A 16,268-nucleotide genomic window follows, 5' to 3' on the forward strand; every position below is an offset into this window, starting at 1 on the left:
CAATGATTGAGGTGTAAAAAGTGGCTGAATATAAATTAAAAGGACTTTCATGCGCGAATTGCGCTAGGGAAATGGAAGAAGAAATACAACGGCTTGATCACGGAGAAGATGCGAAAATTTTATTTAACTCAAGTAAGCTTGTTGTTTCTGATGAAATATCTTTGCAAAAAGTAGAAAAAATTCTCTCAAGTGATGGAGCTATGCTTATAAAAGATGAGCATAACGAATCAGCGCATGACCATGCTCATGCCCATGATCATAGTCATGAGGGTGGAAGGAAACTAATCGTTCTCATTAGCTTGTCAGTTGCTTTATTTGCAAGTGCCATTGTTACAGAACACTACTGGAACGAAATGATTGCCGTCATTTTATATGTAGTAGGGGCGGCACTTAGCGGGTATACGACATTTATTAAAGGTGCTAAAAATCTATTTAGATTAAAATTTAATATTGATACACTCATGACGATTGCTTTGATTGGTGCTTTCGGAATAGGGGAGTGGAAAGAAGGTACACTAGTCGCCATTTTATTTGGCGTTAATGAGTACCTTGAAGGCCTCGGGATGGAAAAGGCTCGAAAATCGATGCAAACCTTACTGGAAGTTGCTCCAAAAGAAGCGATTATTATTAATGGACAAACGGAAAAAGTAATCCCGATCAAGGATCTGTGTGTTGGGGATGTCGTACTCGTTAAATCAGGAGAAAAGATCCCTTCAGATGGTCTAGTTATTGAAGGAAAAAGTTCCGTTAATGAAGCAGCGATCACGGGCGAAGCATTACCAGTTGATAAGGTTATTGGTGAAGCCGTTTTTGGCGGAAGTATTAATAATGAAGGAGTTCTAAAGGTACAAATTACAAAAGCATATGAAGATTCTTCATTAGCGAAAATCCTTCATCTAGTGGAGGAAGCTCAAGAATCAAAAACACCAACAGAAAAATTTATTAATCATTTTGCTAAATACTACACTCCTGCGATTATGATTATTGCTCTAGTTGTTATGTTTGTCCCTCCGTTATTTGGAGGAGGTTGGGGAGATTGGTTCTATCAAGGCCTTGCAGTTTTAATCGTCGGTTGTCCTTGTGCGCTTATCATTTCATCTCCGATTGCTTTAATTTCAGGGATAACTAGAAATGCTCGTCATGGCATTCTAATTAAGGGCGGTGCTTTTCTAGAACAGCTTGGAAAGATTGATACGATTGCCTTTGATAAAACGGGAACATTAACGAAAGGCGAACCACATGTCGAGAAAATGATTTCCTATGAGGAGGAGTTGTTTTTACGAATCGCAGGTTCAATTGAAAAAACATCTTCCCATCCTTTGGCGAAAGCGGTTATGAAGAAAGTAGAAGACTATTCGATCGAATTAATAGAACCATCATCAATTGAAACTATTCCAGGGCAAGGCGTGGAAGCTACTTTAAATGGTGAGAAATATTGGTTAGGAAATGAAAAAAGTATTCAGCATGAAGCTGCCTCAAAATCGGTGTTAGCTGATATAGAAACATTAAAAGCAGAAGGTTATACACTGGTTATTGTTTCGAATGAAAGTAACGTATTAGGTATGTTTGGAATTGCTGACGAAATCAGACCGGAGAGTAAAGAAATTGTTTCTGAACTGTATCATGCCGGGATTAAGCGAACAATTATGCTGACAGGCGACCATTCCAAGACAGCTGAAAAGGTAGCAAATGCAATTGGATTAACTGAGTATTACGCTAGTCTCCTACCCGATATGAAAGTTGAAAAAGTAAAGGAATTAACGAAAAAGGGCAAAACAGCTATGGTGGGTGACGGTATTAACGATGCTCCAGCCTTAGCGACTGCTGATCTTGGAATTGCAATGGGAAAAGGGACAGATAGTGCGATTGAAACTGCTGATATTGTCCTCATGCAAGATCATCTTGGAAAACTTCCATCGGCTATTAAAGTTGCAAAGAGAGTGAATTCCATTATAAAACTCAATATATCTCTTGCGCTCGGTTTAAAATTAATTGCTTTATTATTAACAATTCCAGGCTTACTCACTTTATGGATTGCTATTTTATCGGATATGGGTGCAACAATTCTCGTTACTTTAATCAGTTTGACAGTTCTTGTAGAAAAACGTACATTTAAGATATAGGGGTTATGAAGTGCTGGACTCCTCCACAGATATGGCGAATAAACTATACGTGGAGAAGTCTGGCATTTTTGAGTTATTTAGTAAATAATTAAATTGGACAGTGGAGATAAGTTTAAACTATGTAGTGCTTTCGTCTAGCTCCGACGGACAGACGTCCTAAAGGAGGCGTACATTGACTAGCAAACTTCTAGGCTTTAGTCTAAAGTTGACTAGCCATAGACCTGCACTTTTTGTTCTGAAAGGAGGTATTTTTAATGGGGAAAGTTTTAGTTGTGGAAGATGAACCTTCAATTATGACTCTTTTACAATATAATCTGGAAAAAGTAGGATTTGATGTGATAACAGCTAGTGATGGGATTACTGGATTGGAAATCGCCAGAAATGAAAAACTGGATATCATTATTTTAGACTTGATGCTTCCAGGTATGGATGGAATTGATCTATGTAAAACTTTAAGACAAGAAAAAATTAAAACTCCTATTTTAATGCTAACAGCTAGAGATGATGAGCTTGATAAAATACTGGGACTAGAATTGGGCGCCGATGATTATATGACGAAGCCATTCAGTCCTAGAGAAGTTATCGCCAGAGTCAAAGCTATTTTACGGAGAGCGACCCCTAGCTTAGATCAAGAAGAACAAACTGAAAAAGTTATTCAATTTGGTACTGTAAAGATTTATCCCGATGAATACAAAGTGGAACGTTCTGGGGAACTCCTTGATTTAACGCCGAAGGAATTTGAACTTTTATTGTATTTAGCTCAACACCAAGGGAAAGTATTAAGCCGTCAACAGTTACTGGATTCAGTGTGGAATTATGATTTTGTCGGGGATTCGCGAATTGTGGATGTCCATATAAGTAATTTACGAGATAAAATTGAGGATGATACAAAAAAACCTGTTTACATTAAGACAATTAGAGGGTTCGGTTATAAATTGGAGAAACTGTGATGATTCATAAACTTTGGGTTCGTATGACTTTTTATTTTCTTATCCTTATTTCTTTTCTTCTTCTAGTTTCTGGCCTTTTTATGACGGATAAAATGAAAGATACATATTACGAATCAAAGAGAGACCACTTAGTGGAAATAGCAATGATAGTATTAAATACTTTAGACGATACATCCCTAGCTTCTAGTGATCTTGAGGAAAAAATTAGACTGTTGTCTCAATCATTAGATTCCAGAATTACGATCATTCATAGATCAGGTGAAGTATTAGCAGATTCAGAAGATGAGCGGGAGCAAATGGAGAATCATGCTAAACGTCCTGAGGTGGAGGCGATCTTAAATGATCATGAGGAAGTCGGACTATCCGTCCGTCATAGTGATACTTTAAAAGAGGACATGATGTATGTAACAATTCCAGTAAAAAGTGGTAAGGAGATATCCGGTGTTGTTAGAATTTCTCTTTCAATGGAACAAATGAATCTGGCTATACAAGAATTATGGAAACGAATAGCTCTTTTTCAAATATCTACTTTTCTCTTAACTGGCTTAGTTGGAATGAAGTTGGCGAAAGGTATTTCAAAGCCTATTGAAGAAATGATCGATGTTTCAAAAAAGCTGAATGAAAAAGACTATAGTGTGCGCGTAAATCGGAAATCGAAAGGTGAACTAGGGCAATTAGCTAATTCCATTAATAACCTCGCCTCTAATTTAGAAAAGCAATTGGAGGAGATTCAGGAAAATGAGGAGCGCCTTTCTGGTGTTATGACGAATATGACGAGTGGTATTCTGCTCATTGATTTACAAGGGAAGATCTTATTAGCGAACCCTGCTATGGGGGCTTTATTTTCACGTGACCCAAACACATTAAAAGATAAACATTATTTAGAAGTAGGAAGAAATTCCGATTTTTCCAGACTGTTAGAACAATGTTTAAAAAATGGTGTTGAACGTCGGAAGGAGATTCAGTTTTTTTATCCAAAGGAACGAATCATCGATGCACATATTGCGCCTTATGTATATTTTAATGGGAAAATGAGAGGATTGATTGCGGTACTTCATGATGTAACCGAGGTCCGCAGACTTGAAAGAATGCGCAGTGAGTTTGTTGCCAATGTGTCTCATGAATTAAAAACCCCCGTGACTTCAGTTAAAGGTTTTACAGAAACTTTACTAGAAGGCGCCATGGATGATCCAAATTTGCGTCGTGACTTTTTGCAAATTATTTATAAGGAAAGTGAACGTATACATAGATTAATTAAAGATTTGCTTTACTTATCGCAGATTGAGCATCAAAGAATGCCGTTGAAAATAGAGAGTTTTTCTTTAGATCAAGCTATTTTAAACACAATAGAATCTGTTCAGAAGGCAGCTGAGAAAAAGCAACAGAAGATACGTTTTGTTCCTAACAAGGTTGAGACATGGATGGAAGGTGAAAAGGATCGAGTCGAGCAAATTGCACTGAATCTGATCTCGAATGCGATCGCCTATACTCCTGAGGGTGGGGAAGTTTCGATTAAGACGTGGAAGGAAAAGGACAAAATTTATATACAAGTTTCTGATACAGGGATTGGAATTTCAGCGAATGATCTGCCAAGAATTTTCGAACGCTTTTATCGAGTCGAAAAAGCTCGATCTCGTAGTTCAGGCGGGACAGGCCTGGGATTGGCCATCGTTAAACATTTGGTTGAATCCCACAATGGGACTATTCGAGTAGATAGTACAGAAGGAGAAGGTACAACCTTCCTCATCATCCTTCCTAATAAACAAATATAATTATAGCTTAGTGGAGAAAAACAATACGTTTTTCTCCATTTCTTTTTGCATTTTTTCTCGAACTTTGAGCAAAAGCAAACATCCGCCCTAAAATTTCTCGTCTCTTACTTTAGTCGATTTTTACAAAAGCTTTACAAAGTATTCAATTAAAATTTATATACCCGCTGTAAGATAGCCTTGTAAAGAGAAAAAATATATTCATAGGGGGATTTTGGATGAATCGTAAATTAGTAGTCTGTGCCTGGGCGTTCATAATGATTTTATTCCTAGCTGCATGTGGGAATGGGGATGGATCAGCAACAAATGGGTCTAATTCTGATCCTGTTAAATCAGATAGTACTGAAGCAACAAGTAAAACTGATGAAGAGAAATTGTCTGGTACAGTCGGTATTGATGGTTCTTCCACGGTATTTCCGATTATGGAAGCTATATCAGAAGAATATTTAGGGAAGGAACCAGATGTTAAGGCTCCAGTTGGCGTATCTGGTACAGGGGGAGGATTTAAAAAATTTATTGCTGGTGAAACTGATATTAGCAATGCTTCTCGCCCTATAAAAGATGAAGAAATCGAAAAGCTAGAGGCTGCAAAAACGAACTATACTGAATTTGCCATAGCCTATGACGGTCTGTCAGTTGTTATTAATAAGGATAATGATTTCGTTGATCATTTAACTTTGGAAGAATTGAAAAAGATGTGGACAGAAAGCGGAAATGTTAAAACATGGGCAGATGTCCGTGAAGGATGGCCGGAAGAACCGATCTCTTTCTATAGTCCTGGTACAGATTCGGGAACATATGATTACTGGAATGAAGTTATTTTGGAAGATGAACAAATGAGAAAAGATGCTGTTCTTTCAGAAGATGATAATGTTCTTGTACAAGGTGTTATGGGAGATAAAGGTGGAATGGCGTTCTTCGGATATGCTTATTATTACGAAAATCAAGATAATTTGAAAGTCGTTCCAATTGTAAATAGTAAGGGCGACGCGGTACAACCAAGTAATGAAACGATTATGAATGGGGAATACGAACCACTATCTCGACCACTTTATATTTATGTTCGTAATGATTCACTACAAGGAAAACCCCATGTTTATGACTATGTTAAATTTGCACTTGAAAATGGCGGACCGCTAGCGGAAGAAGTTGGTTATATTAGCCTAAATCAAGATGAATATAATGAAGCATTAGAAAAATTAGAAGAAATCGTTCAATAGGAACGATTCTTTTCTCTAAAATGTTCAATTTTTAAGGTGGTGAAACTGTCATGGATGGGAATACTGAAAAAATATCTATCAGTAGCCTGATTGAAAAAGGCAAGGTAAAGAGACGCTTTCAACGCCGACTAATTGAAAAATCAATTCCCGTGTTGCTGTTTATGATGGCCATTCTATCAATTTTCACAACGATTGGAATTGTTGCCACTTTGCTTGTCGAGACGTTTACGTTTTTTCAAAGAGTCGAATTTCTTCACTTTCTAACGAGTAAGGAATGGTTTCCTTTTTTTGAAAGTGATCCACAATACGGGATCATATCCCTTATATCAGGAACGATGCTTGTTACGGTGATTGCGATGGCTGTTGCGATTCCAATTGGCTTGGCTGCTGCTATTTATTTAAGTGAGTACGCAAGTGAACGTGTAAGAAAGATTGTAAAGCCAGTTCTTGAAGTATTAGCGGGCATCCCAACTATTGTATATGGATTCTTCGCTTTGACATTTGTTACACCTGTTTTGCAAAAGATCATTCCCGATTTGAATTTTTTCAATGCATTAAGCCCGGGAATTGTCGTCGGAATTATGATAGTTCCCATGATTGCTTCATTATCGGAAGAGGCGATGGGGGCTGTACCGAATTCTATAAGAGAAGGTGCTTTAGCTCAGGGATCAACTAAGCTAGAGGTAACAATTAAGGTTGTTTTGCCAGCAGCATTATCAGGTATAGTCGCATCTTTTGTCCTTGCTATTTCACGAGCGATTGGCGAAACGATGATTGTAACTATTGCTGGGGGTTCTAGACCGAATTTGACATTAGACCCAACCGAAACGATTCAAACGATGACAGCTTACATTGTCCAAGTCAGCCTTGGAGATGCGACCTATGGTTCCACGATTTACTATAGCATTTATGCGGTGGGAATGACTCTCTTTCTTTTTACTTTCATAATGAACCTATTTGCTCAATGGATTTCGAAACGTTTTAGGGAGGTTTACTAATGAAGGTAATCGATCATCAAACCGTAAAGAACCGCATTGAAAAGCGGCTTTGGATTAATAGATTGCTAAAATGGTTGTTTGGACTCGCAACTGGTTTATCGTTACTCGTATTAATTATATTGATTTATCGGATTGTCACACAAGGCTGGAGTTATCTGGATTTTGACTTTTTTACAAGCTTTGCTTCGCGTAAGCCGGAACAGGCTGGTATTAAAGCTGCCATATTCGGGACCATTTGGTTAATTGCTGTAACGGCTCCCGTGTCAATCATTCTTGGTGTTGGTTGTGCTATTTATCTCGAATTTTATGCTAAAAAAAGCCGTCTCACTTCTATGATTCAAATGAATATTGCTAATCTCGCAGGTGTCCCTTCGATTGTTTTCGGGTTACTTGGTCTTACAGTATTTGTTCGGATGCTGGAAATGGGTAGGAGTGTACTTGCAGGTGGATTGACTATGAGCTTACTCATTTTACCGATTATTGTTGTTGCTTCATCGGAAGCAATGAGAGCTGTTCCTAAAGAACTTCAAGAAGCCTCCTATGGAATGGGGGCGACAAAATGGCAAACGATTAGTAGGATTGTTTTGCCAGCGGCTCTTCCCGGTATTTTGACAGGTGGAATTTTGGCGCTATCACGAGCGGTTGGAGAAACAGCACCACTCATTATGATCGGGGCATTAACCTTCGTTTCCTTTGTACCCGAAAATATTTGGTCCGGATTTACAGTTATGCCTATTCAAATATACAACTGGATGAGTCGGCCACAAACGGAATTCCACGAAGTAGCAGCTGCTGGCATTATTGTTTTACTGTTCATGCTAATCGTGATGAATTCCATAGCAGTAATCATTCGAAATAAATTTTCCAAACGATATTAGGGGGTGCTAATTTGGAAGCCACTTTAGTTCAGGAAATGGATAAAATTAGCTCAGATCAACTTTTAGAAGGAAAGAAAGTTTTTCAAGCTGACAAATTAAATCTTTGGTATGGAAAAGATCATGCATTAAAAAATATTGATTTTGACATATACGAAAATAATGTAACAGCGATCATTGGTCCATCAGGTTGCGGGAAATCAACATTTCTTAAATCACTTAATCGGATGGTGGAGCTAGTGCCATCCGTTAAAATGACAGGGAAACTTTTCTATAGGGATGAAAATATACTACAGGAAAAATATCAAGTGGAAGAGTTACGGACTAAGGTAGGAATGGTCTTTCAAAAGCCGAATCCTTTTCCAAAATCTATTTATGAAAATGTTGCATATGGTCCTAAAATTCATGGAATACGTGATAAGAAGATTTTGGGCGGCATAGTCGAGATGAGTCTAAAAAGAGCTGCGATTTGGGATGAAGTGAAGGATCGATTACATGAAAATGCATATGGCCTATCGGGTGGTCAGCAACAAAGATTATGTATCGCAAGATGTCTTGCTATAGAGCCGGATGTCTTATTGATGGATGAACCGACTTCTGCACTTGATCCGATATCTACTTTAAAAGTAGAGGAGCTTATTCAAGAATTAAAGGAAGATTACAGTATTATTATTGTTACTCACAATATGCAACAAGCAGCACGAATTTCTGATAAAACTGCTTTCTTTCTAAACGGAGAAATAGTGGAATATCATAACACATCTACAATTTTCTCTAACCCAAATGATCAGAGGACGGAAGATTATATTACGGGTAGATTCGGATGATCCAAGGAGGAGTATAGATGGTGACAAGAAGCCAGTTTGAAGAGCAACTCCAGAAACTGCATGGTTATCTGTTAAAAATGGGAACGATGGTGGAAGAATCTGTTCATAATGCTGTACGGTCACTCATTCATAAAGATGTTAAACTTGCTCATCAAGTGATGATCCGCGATAAAGAAATTAATCAAGCAGAAATGGAAATCGAAAAAATTTGCTTGAATTTGATTGCCCTACAGCAACCTGTAGGGAGCGATTTACGTAAAATTATAACAGCATTAAAGGTATCAACCGATCTTGAAAGAATGGGCGACCACGCTGTCAATATTGCTGAAACAACGATCAAACTTCAAAATGAGATTTATGCAAAACCGTTAATTGATATTCCCAAAATGGCAGAGCTTGTCAAACGAATGATTCGTGATGTTCTTGAGGCTTATATTGAGGTAAATCAGGAAAGTGCTGTTAAAATTGCCGATAAAGATGATGAAGTAGATTCCTATTATCAGAAAGTATTCAATGATTTAGTTCGGATTATGAATGAGGAAAAAATGTTAATCAATCAAGCTAGCCATTTGCTTTTAGTTGCCCAATACTTGGAGCGAATAGGGGATTATGTCACAAATATTTGTGAGTCCATTATTTATCTTTCATCAGGGGAATCAGTGGAATTGAATTAACTTGAACCTACCGAGGGAAATAATACTTGCTTTTTTTTGGATTTTGCGAAAAACTGAAAGTAGAAATTAAACCTTGGGGTTGATAGAACAGTGGATAAAATCTTTTCTGCTATTTTTTTGCCAGCACTCATGATGATTTTTTTTACAAGAATTACGTATAGAAGAACAGTAGGATTTATCTTAACATTGGCATTAATCGTTGTATCAGCTTATAAGGGTTACCTTAATTCTTGGTGGCTGATTTTAATTGAAGCAGCTTCTTTAACACTAGGTCTTTGTTTCACCAACTATTTTATGGTGAAGAGGAAGAACCCGAAAAAAGCTTCATAACAATATTTCAGATCCAGTCTAACCTTTTAGCTGGATTTTTTTATTGCTTAAGAAAATATGTTTCCTATTCCTTTCAGAATGTCCTAAGTATATTCGCCCTCGCCTTACTTTATCTCCGAACATTTGCTTGTCACCTGCCCATTTTTAGTTTCGGCCTTGTCGAAAATACGTTCGCTTTTTGCTGGATATTCGTATAATAAGTGTGATAATATGAAATCATGGAAATGCGGAAAGCAGAAAGTCTATAATAGATAATACTAATTTATTAGATGGGAGGGTCCCATTTGCAGAATAGATTTGAACTTGTATCAAAGTATCAGCCATCAGGAGATCAGCCTAAAGCAATAGACAGTCTTGTTAAGGGACTTCGGTCAGGAAAGAAATATCAAACATTATTGGGTGCTACTGGAACGGGGAAAACATTTACGGTTTCTAACGTTATTCAAGAGGTAAACAAACCAACTCTAGTTATCGCTCACAATAAAACTTTAGCTGGACAATTATATAGTGAATTTAAGGAATTTTTCCCCAATAATGCAGTTGAATACTTCGTTAGTTACTATGATTACTATCAACCAGAAGCTTATGTACCGTCTACTGATACGTATATTGAAAAAGATGCAAGCATTAATGATGAAATTGATAAGTTGCGACATTCAGCTACATCCTCCTTGTTTGAGCGCAGGGATGTCATCATTATCGCGAGCGTTTCTTGTATATATGGACTCGGTTCTCCTGAGGAGTACGGTGAACATGTTTTATCCTTACGTACAGGTATGGAGATTGAAAGGAATGAATTATTACGCAGGATGGTTGATATTCAATATCCTCGGAATGATATCGATTTTCATCGCGGTACATTTCGAGTTCGCGGCGATGTAGTTGAGATTTTCCCTGTCTCGCGAGATGAGCATTGTATTCGGGTTGAATTTTTTGGGGATGAGATTGACCGAATTCGTGAAGTCGATGCATTAACTGGAGAGATCATTGGTGATCGTGAGCATGTAGCAATCTTCCCTGCTTCCCACTTTGTTACCGGTGAAGAAAAAATGAAACAAGCGATCGCGAATATCGAAAAAGAATTAGAAGAATGCCTTAAAGAAATGAAGGAAAATGATAAACTTCTTGAAGCACAGCGGCTAGAACAACGAACTCGCTATGATTTAGAAATGATGCGGGAAATGGGTTTTTGTTCTGGAATAGAGAACTACTCCCGACATTTGACATTAAGACCAGCAGGAGCCACTCCTTACACATTATTAGATTACTTTCCAGATGATTTTCAAATCGTCGTTGATGAATCGCATGTTACTCTTCCACAGATTAGGGGAATGTACAATGGTGACCGAGCAAGAAAGCAAGTACTTGTCGATCATGGTTTCCGTCTTCCTTCAGCATTAGACAATCGTCCACTTACCTTTGAAGAATTTGAAAAACATATTAACCGGATTATGTTCGTATCGGCGACACCAGGTCCGTTTGAATTAGAGCATACACCTAAAATGGTCGAGCAGATTATTCGTCCAACTGGTTTGCTTGATCCAAATATTGATGTTCGTCCGATTGAAGGACAGATTGATGATCTAATTGGCGAAATCAACGCGCGTGTTAAAAGAAATGAGCGTGTTTTAGTCACAACTTTAACGAAAAAAATGTCAGAAGACTTAACAGATTACTTAAAAGAAATTGGTATTAAAGTGCAATATTTACATTCTGAAATAAAAACACTTGAACGAATTGAAATCATTCGTGAGCTTCGGCTTGGAACTTATGATGTATTAATCGGGATTAACCTTTTAAGAGAAGGTCTTGATATTCCTGAAGTTTCACTTGTTACCATCTTGGATGCAGATAAAGAAGGATTCCTTCGTTCAGAGCGGTCCTTAATTCAAACCATTGGGCGTGCAGCTCGAAATGCAAATGGGCATGTGGTCATGTATGCGGATCGCATGACAGATTCAATGGAAAAAGCCATTAGTGAAACGAAACGGCGTCGTGAAATCCAAGAGAAATATAATAAAGAACATGGAATTACGCCGACAACAATCCAAAAAGAGATTCGTGATGTCATTCGGGCAACAGTTGCAGCAGAGGAAGCTGAAGGATATCAAGCTAAAGCGAAAACGAAGAAAATGTCTAAGCAAGAAAGAGAAAAATTAATCATGACTATGGAAAAAGAGATGAAGGAAGCCGCCAAAGCACTCGATTTTGAACGTGCGGCCGAGCTTCGTGATGCGCTATTCGAGTTAAAAGCGGAAGGATGAAGATCAGTGGCACAAGATGAAATTATAGTACAAGGAGCAAGGGCTCATAATTTGAAAAATATTAATGTCACGATTCCAAGGGATAAGCTTGTTGTATTGACAGGCTTGTCGGGATCGGGCAAATCATCTTTGGCCTTTGATACGATCTATGCAGAAGGCCAGCGAAGGTATGTAGAATCGCTTTCTGCATACGCGCGACAATTTTTAGGACAAATGGATAAGCCGGATGTAGATACGATAGAAGGACTTTCACCAGCAATTTCAATTGATCAAAAAACTACGAGCCGAAATCCGCGTTCAACTGTTGGAACAGTTACAGAAATCTATGATTACTTGCGTTTACTCTATGCTCGAATCGGAAAACCAATATGTCCAAATCACGGTATTGAAATATCTTCACAAACGATTGAACAAATGGTCGATCGAATTATGGAATATCCAGAGCGAACAAGATTACAAGTACTAGCACCTGTTATTTCTGGTAGAAAAGGAACACACGTTAAAGTTTTTGAAGATATCAAAAAGCAAGGATTTGTCCGTGTCCGTGTTGATGGAGATATTCTTGACCTTGGGGAAGAAATTAATCTCGAAAAAAATAAAAAACATTCAATTGAAGTAATTGTCGATCGAATTGTTGTTAAGGAAGGGGCCGAAGCACGGCTTGCAGATTCACTAGAAACAGCTCTTAGTCTTGGTGAAGGAAAAGTAGTGATCGATATCATTGACGAAGAAGAATTACTATTTAGTGAAAATCATGCATGTCCAGAATGTGGCTTTTCAATCGATAAACTAGAACCGCGGATGTTTTCCTTTAATAGTCCATTCGGTGCTTGCCCGGATTGTGATGGACTTGGCTCGACTTTAGAAGTGGATCCTGAACTAGTCATACCTGATTGGTCGCTCTCATTAAATGAAGATGCTATCGTACCGTGGACTCCAGTTAGTTCTCAATATTATCCACAACTTTTGAAAACCGTCTGCCAGCACTATGGAATCGATATGGATATACCTGTAAAGGATTTACCGAAAAAGGATATCGAGAAAATTCTTTATGGCTCTGGTAATGAGTATATTGAATTCCGTTATGAAAATGATTTCGGTCAAGTTAGAGAAAACCGGATTCAATTTGAAGGTGTACTTCGAAATGTTGAACGCCGTTATCGAGAGACAAGTTCCGATTACATTAGGGAGCAAATGGAAAAATATATGGCTGAACAACCGTGCTCTCATTGTAAAGGACACAGGTTAAAAACAGAGAGTTTAGCGGTGAAAATCTCTGAGCGCCATATTAGTGAGATTACAGAGTTATCTGTCTTAGAGGCTAATCAATTTTTTACAAATTTATCTCTTTCGGAAAAAGATAAGCAGATTGCCAATCTCATTTTACGAGAAATTGAGGAGCGTCTTGGTTTTTTAAAAAACGTTGGGTTGGACTATTTAACGTTAAGTCGTGCTGCGGGGACATTATCAGGCGGCGAAGCCCAGCGGATTAGGCTGGCAACGCAAATCGGTTCTAGATTAACAGGAGTTTTATATATATTGGACGAACCTTCTATTGGTCTTCATCAGCGTGATAATGACCGATTGATTGATACACTAAAAAGTATGAGGGACATTGGCAACACGCTAATCGTCGTTGAACATGACGAAGATACGATGCTAGCCGCCGATTATTTAATTGATATTGGTCCAGGAGCTGGTGTTCACGGTGGGGAAATTGTCGCTAGTGGAACTCCTGAAGAAGTTGCTCAAGATGAACATTCTTTAACAGGTCAATATTTATCTGGTAAAAAGTTTATTCCATTGCCGATAGAACGACGTAAACCAGATGGTAGGTTTCTGGAAATAAAAGGGGCTAAAGAAAATAATCTGAAAAATGTTAATGTCAAACTTCCCCTTGGCTTGTTTATTGCCGTTACAGGCGTATCAGGATCTGGTAAAAGCACTTTAGTCAATGAAGTTCTCCAAAAAACACTTGCCCAGCAGCTTCATAGAGCGAAAGCGAAGCCAGGGGCGCATAAAGAGATTATTGGAATCGACCATTTGGAAAAGATTATTAACATTGATCAATCTCCAATCGGAAGAACACCAAGGTCGAATCCTGCGACATATACAGGTGTTTTTGACGATGTCCGTGATATTTATGCTGCGACAAACGAGTCAAAAGTACGTGGATATAAGAAGGGAAGATTCAGTTTCAACGTAAAAGGTGGACGGTGTGAAGCCTGTCGTGGTGACGGGATTATCAAAATCGAAATGCATTTTCTACCTGATGTCTATGTTCCGTGTGAAGTCTGTCATGGTAAGAGGTATAACAGGGAAACATTGGAAGTAAAATATAAGGGGAAAAATATTGCTGAAGTATTAGAGATGACCATTGAGGATGGACTTGAGTTTTTCGCCAATATACCTAAAATCAAAAGAAAACTACAAACGATTGTAGATGTAGGTCTTGGTTATATGAAGCTTGGGCAACCAGCAACTACTCTATCCGGAGGAGAAGCTCAACGTGTGAAATTAGCTTCTGAATTGCATCGCCGATCCAATGGGCGTTCACTCTATATATTGGATGAACCGACAACAGGCCTTCATGTTGATGATATTGCCCGTTTACTAGATGTTTTGCAAAGGCTCGTAGAGAATGGGGATACTGTCCTTGTAATTGAGCATAATTTGGATGTCATTAAAACAGCTGACTATCTAGTCGATTTAGGTCCAGAGGGCGGAGATAAAGGTGGAACGATCGTGGCAAAAGGTACACCTGAAAAGATAGCAGAAAATGCAAATTCTTATACGGGTAAATACTTAAAGCCTATTCTTGAACGAGATAAAAAACGAATGAGTGAGAAAGTTGCTGAACGTGAATTAGTGGAAAAATCATAAAGAATTTGACCTATCCTAATATAAACTAAATTCTTATGAAACTTATTCTCACCCTTATACGTAAAATCTGTAAGAAGAGCGGAGATGTCTTTATGTGGGACTTTGACTTGTCAGGGGAAAAGTCCTCGATAGGCACTTAGCTAGATCGAGTATCCAAAGGAGGAAGTCGACGTGAATCAAGAAAAGAAAAGAATACTTGAATTAGTACAAAATGGTAAGCTGTCTGCCCAAGAAGCAATTATTTTACTAGAAGCATTAGAGGAGGAAGCTCCGAAGCAAACAGCTGAAACTAATCAGGAACAAGGTGAGGAAAAGCAGACCTCCGATGCAAAGGAAGATTCCAATACGAATGATAACACGGCCACGGACGAAACTTCTAAGGATGACACAAATAAAAAACAAGAAACTAGTAGTTCAAGCGAATCAATCTATACACAATTAGAACATGCTGGTGAACGGTTATTTGATTTTGTTCAAAATGCCTTTAATAAAATTAAAGATATCGATTTTCAATTTAATCAATCAGTTGAAATTCCTCATACATTCCAGCAGTCCGCCTCTGAAGCGGAAAAAATTGATATTGACATTGCAAACGGACCAGTGAAGATTAAAAGCTGGGATCAACCAGAAATACGAGTTGAATGTAATGCAAAAGTGTATCGTACAGACGACCGAGAGGAAGCAAGAAATTATTTCCTTGATCACACTGTTTTTAATTATGAAAATGGGTTGCTTGTTTTCGGTACTCAGTCCAAATGGATGAAAGTTGAAACAATCCTCTATATTCCTAAAAAAACATATAATAAAATTTCTATCCGGGCGTTTAATGGCGGAGTGAAAGGTGAACAAGTCCACTCCGATACGCTTGTTGTGAAAACGACCAATGGTAAAGTGGAGTTATCTAATATCCAGGGGGAAAGTTTGGATATTGATACAGTAAATGGACAAATCAAACTAGTTGATTCAACGATTGAAAAAGTCGAAGCAGAAACTGTCAACGGTTCAATTCAAGTTACTGGTGGATATGATGATGTGGAACTTCAATCCCTAAACGGTAACATTGATTGCAAACTTTTGAAATTAGTACCGAGAAATCTAGGTGCAAAAACAATTACCGGGAATATCGACCTCACTATTCCGAAAGATGCTGGAGTTGATGGTGAAGTCCGATCAAATATTGGAAATTATAGATTGCAGCTAAATGATATTAACATCATGCATGAAAAACAAGAAATTATTCAAAAACAGGTGAAGTTTAAGAGGGCAGGAGTAAATGAAAGTATTCTTCAACTCGTGGCAGATACAAAAACAGGTTCTGTCCATGTAAGTGAAACGGAATCTGAAGGACAGTAATA

12 protein-coding genes are annotated in these 16,268 nt (G+C 38.1%); all 12 read left to right on the plus strand.

All coding sequences use genetic code 11. The features are described from left to right. Positions 1–20: 20 nt before the first annotated feature. The 12 genes from BN1243_RS18070 (at position 21) to BN1243_RS18125 (ending at position 16,266) form a co-directional block, all read left to right on the plus strand. On the plus strand, positions 21–2,123 hold the full coding sequence (locus BN1243_RS18070; protein ID WP_062109166.1) for a heavy metal translocating P-type ATPase: 2,103 nt from the start codon (positions 21–23) through the stop codon (positions 2,121–2,123). 254 nt (positions 2,124–2,377) lie between these two features. Next, positions 2,378–3,073 carry a response regulator transcription factor gene (locus BN1243_RS18075; RefSeq protein WP_062109169.1) on the plus strand — a complete coding sequence of 232 codons (696 nt, stop codon included), beginning with the start codon at positions 2,378–2,380 and terminating at the stop codon, positions 3,071–3,073. Next, the gene (gene pnpS, locus BN1243_RS18080) at positions 3,073–4,845 is read left to right on the plus strand and encodes a two-component system histidine kinase PnpS (protein WP_230200253.1); all 1,773 of its coding nucleotides are present in this window, start codon (positions 3,073–3,075) and stop codon (positions 4,843–4,845) included. Before BN1243_RS18075 ends, pnpS begins: the two co-directional genes overlap by 1 nt. 215 nt (positions 4,846–5,060) lie before the next feature. Continuing rightward, positions 5,061–6,062 carry a PstS family phosphate ABC transporter substrate-binding protein gene (locus tag BN1243_RS18085; protein ID WP_062109171.1) on the plus strand — a complete coding sequence of 334 codons (1,002 nt, stop codon included), beginning with the start codon at positions 5,061–5,063 and terminating at the stop codon, positions 6,060–6,062. A 50-nt stretch (positions 6,063–6,112) separates the two neighbouring features. After that, complete coding sequence (gene pstC, locus BN1243_RS18090) at positions 6,113–7,060, plus strand: phosphate ABC transporter permease subunit PstC (RefSeq protein WP_062109173.1); 948 nt, start codon at positions 6,113–6,115, stop codon at positions 7,058–7,060. Continuing rightward, positions 7,060–7,938, plus strand: a complete 879-nt coding sequence (gene pstA / locus BN1243_RS18095; protein ID WP_062109176.1) for a phosphate ABC transporter permease PstA — start codon at positions 7,060–7,062, stop codon at positions 7,936–7,938. Before pstC ends, pstA begins: the two co-directional genes overlap by 1 nt. Before the next feature lie 35 nt (positions 7,939–7,973). Continuing rightward, positions 7,974–8,762: a phosphate ABC transporter ATP-binding protein PstB gene (gene pstB, locus BN1243_RS18100; RefSeq protein ID WP_154669964.1), complete on the plus strand. Its 789-nt coding sequence runs from the start codon at positions 7,974–7,976 to the stop codon at positions 8,760–8,762. A gap of 17 nt (positions 8,763–8,779) precedes the next feature. After that, complete coding sequence (gene phoU / locus BN1243_RS18105; RefSeq protein WP_154669897.1) at positions 8,780–9,436, plus strand: phosphate signaling complex protein PhoU; 657 nt, start codon at positions 8,780–8,782, stop codon at positions 9,434–9,436. Positions 9,437–9,526: 90 nt separating this feature from the next. Continuing rightward, positions 9,527–9,766: a DUF2198 family protein gene (locus BN1243_RS18110; protein ID WP_084782089.1), complete on the plus strand. Its 240-nt coding sequence runs from the start codon at positions 9,527–9,529 to the stop codon at positions 9,764–9,766. 284 nt (positions 9,767–10,050) lie between these two features. Continuing rightward, the gene (uvrB, locus tag BN1243_RS18115; protein WP_062109180.1) at positions 10,051–12,030 is read left to right on the plus strand and encodes an excinuclease ABC subunit UvrB; all 1,980 of its coding nucleotides are present in this window, start codon (positions 10,051–10,053) and stop codon (positions 12,028–12,030) included. 6 nt (positions 12,031–12,036) lie between these two features. Further along, positions 12,037–14,913 (plus strand): excinuclease ABC subunit UvrA, encoded by a 2,877-nt coding sequence (gene uvrA, locus BN1243_RS18120; protein ID WP_062109182.1) that lies wholly within the window; start codon positions 12,037–12,039, stop codon positions 14,911–14,913. A 171-nt stretch (positions 14,914–15,084) separates the two neighbouring features. Next, on the plus strand, positions 15,085–16,266 hold the full coding sequence (locus BN1243_RS18125; protein ID WP_062109184.1) for a DUF4097 family beta strand repeat-containing protein: 1,182 nt from the start codon (positions 15,085–15,087) through the stop codon (positions 16,264–16,266). The last annotated feature ends 2 nt before the right edge of the window (positions 16,267–16,268 follow it).

Origin of the sequence: Bacillus niameyensis (assembly GCF_001375535.1) — a bacterium.
Lineage (GTDB): Bacteria > Bacillota > Bacilli > Bacillales > Bacillaceae_C > Lederbergia > Lederbergia niameyensis.